Origin of the sequence: Saccharomonospora halophila 8 (genome assembly GCF_000383775.1) — a bacterium.
GTDB classification, from domain to species: Bacteria; Actinomycetota; Actinomycetes; order Mycobacteriales; family Pseudonocardiaceae; genus Saccharomonospora; species Saccharomonospora halophila.
The window spans coordinates 1-2,795 of sequence record NZ_KB912493.1 but is presented as its reverse complement, the minus strand read 5'-3'; the positions used below and the strand labels follow the sequence as shown (position 1 = coordinate 2,795).

Sequence of the window (2,795 nt, the reverse complement as noted above, 5' to 3'; positions counted from 1 at the left end):
GGCTCGCGGGCCCCGCCCCGGCGGGGCCGGTGCGGGAGACTGCCGGGCACGTGCTGGAGCACCTCGTCGTGGCCACCCAGGTGCGTTTCCCCACGGTCGGCGATCTGGCGCGTGGTGTGGTGTTCCGCTGGTTCGCCCAGCCGATGCTGCGGCGCACCCGCGCCGAGGTCTACGCGGGCGCCCGGAAACACCTGCGGTACCTGGACCACCACCCCGCCGCGTCCGACCGGCAGGAGCGCATCGCGGAGCTGGTGGCCTCGCCCGAACCGCTCGTCCGGCTGCTCGGGCAGCGCATCGGCAGGCCGGACACCGACACCGGGCCCCTGCTGGAGGTCATGGCGCGGCGCTACTACCGGGACCGTGCCCTGGAGAACGTCACGGTCACCCGGGTCGCCGGCCGGGCCTGCGTGACCGCCGAGTACGACCTCGACGGCGACCGGCTGCGGTTGCTGTCCACCGCCGCCGACGTCTCCGGGCTTCCCGACGCGCTGCACGCGATGGCGGAGGCGGCCCAGCGGGTGCCGCACGGGCGCGACGCCGGGCCGGACCTCGTCGTCGATCTGTACCTGACCTGGCCCGACCGGCCGGACGACGAGGACACCACGGCCGCGAAACTGGTCGCGGCGCTGTCCGAGGTGTCCCTGCCCGGCCGGGTGCGCCGGGTCACCGCCACGGTGGCGGGACGCAGCGGCGCCGCGATGCACCACCATTTCACCTTCCGCCCGTCGCCGTCGGGACTCACCGAAAACCGGCTGATCCGCGGGCTGCACCCGCTGGTCGCGCAGCGCCTGCAGCTGCACCGGCTGAACCGGTTCGACCTCACCCGGCTGCCGTCGGCCGACGAGGACGTGTACCTGTTCCGCTGTGTGGCCACGCGGAACCCGGCCGACGAGCGGCTGGTGGCGATGGCGCAGGTGCGCGACCTCACCCCGCTGCGCGACCGGGAGGGCAGGCTCGCCGCGCTGCCCGCGGTCGAGGGGGCACTGGCGGGCTGCCTCGACGCCATCCGCAAGGAGCAGGCCCGGAGGCCGGAGCGGCGCCGGTTCGACACGAACCGGGTTCTGATCTACGTCTGGCCGGACAGCGACCTGACGTTGGAGGAACTGCGGGAGATGTCCCGGCGGGTGCTGCCCACCACCGCCGACGCGGGCCTTGAGGAGATCGAGTTCGTCGGACGGCAGCGCGACCCGGACACCGGCCGTTCGCACGACATCGCGATCCACCTCCGCTGGACCGACGGCGGGGTGCGGATGTGGCGGGGAGCCCCCGCCACCGAGCCGGTCGAGCCGGTGGACGACTACGGACAGCAGGTCCTGCGGGCCCGCCGTCGTGGCACGGTCCACCCGTACGAACTGACCGACCTGCTCGCGGGCGACGACGGATCGTTCGTCGAGTACGACCTGGCCGACGACGGCGCGCTCGCGCCGGTCGACCGACCCCGGGGCGGGAACACCGCGGGCATCGTCACCGGGGTGGTCACCACCCCGACGGCGCGGTTCCCCGAGGGCGTGGCCCGGGTGGTCCTGCTGGGCGACCCGACGAAGGCGCTCGGCGCGCTGTCCGAGCCGGAGTGCGCCCGGGTGATCGGTGCGCTCGACCTGGCCGAGCGGCTCCGGGTCCCCGTGGAGTGGTTCGCGCTGTCCGCCGGTGCGCGGATCGCGATGGACTCCGGCACGGAGAACATGGACTGGGTGGCGGCGGCGCTGCGGCGCATCGTGCACTTCACCCAGGACGGTGGCGAGATCAACGTCGTGGTGGCCGGCATCAACGTGGGCGCCCAGCCGTACTGGAACGCCGAGGCGACCATGTTGATGCACACGAAGGGCATCCTGGTGATGACCCCCGACTCGGCGATGGTGCTCACCGGCAAGCAGTCACTCGACTTCTCCGGCGGCGTCTCGGCCGAGGACAACCACGGCATCGGCGGCTACGACCGGGTGATGGGCCCGAACGGCCAGGCGCAGTACTGGGCTCCGGACCTGGCGGGGGCCCGTGAGGTCCTGATGGCGCACTACGACCACAGCTACGTCGCGCCGGGGGAGGGCGGGCCCCGGCGCGCCGACACGGTGGACCCGCGCGACCGGGACGTGTCCGACTACCCGCACAGCGCGGAGGGCAGCGACTTCACCACGGTGGGGGAGATCTTCTCCCCGGAGACGAACCCCGACCGCAAGAAGGCGTTCGACATCCGGACCGTGATGCGCGCCGTGTCCGACACCGACCATCCGGTGCTGGAACGCTGGGCCGGCATGGCCGAGGCGGACACGGCGGTCGTGCAGGACGTGCACCTGGGCGGGTGGCCGGTCTGTCTCGTCGGCGTCGAGTCGCGCTCGGTGTCCCGGCGCGGGTTCCCGCCGACGGACGGCCCGGACACCTACACCGCGGGCACGCTGTTCCCCCGGTCGTCGAAGAAGGTCGCGCGGGCCATCAACACCGCCAGCGGGAATCGGCCGCTGGTGGTGCTGGCGAACCTGTCCGGGTTCGACGGCTCCCCGGAGTCGATGCGCGAACTGCAGCTCGAGTACGGCGCCGAGATCGGGCGGGCGATCGTCAACTTCTCCGGCCCGATCGTGTTCTGCGTCGTGTCCCGCTACCACGGTGGGGCGTTCGTGGTGTTCTCCAAGGCGTTGAACCCGAACATGACGGTGCTCGCCGTCGACGGGTCGTTCGCCTCGGTGATCGGCGGCGCCCCGGCCGCGGCGGTGGTGTTCTCCGGGGAGGTCAACGCCCGCACCGCCGCCGACGAACGGGTCGCCGCCCTGGAGGGGGACCGGTCGGCGGGCGACGACGCCGCG

General features: G+C 73.3%; 1 protein-coding gene. It reads left to right on the top strand.

What is annotated here, in order from left to right:
* Positions 1-2,795 (top strand): carboxyl transferase domain-containing protein (locus SACHA_RS20155; protein WP_332253536.1); only part of this gene is annotated, 2,795 nt, incomplete at both ends.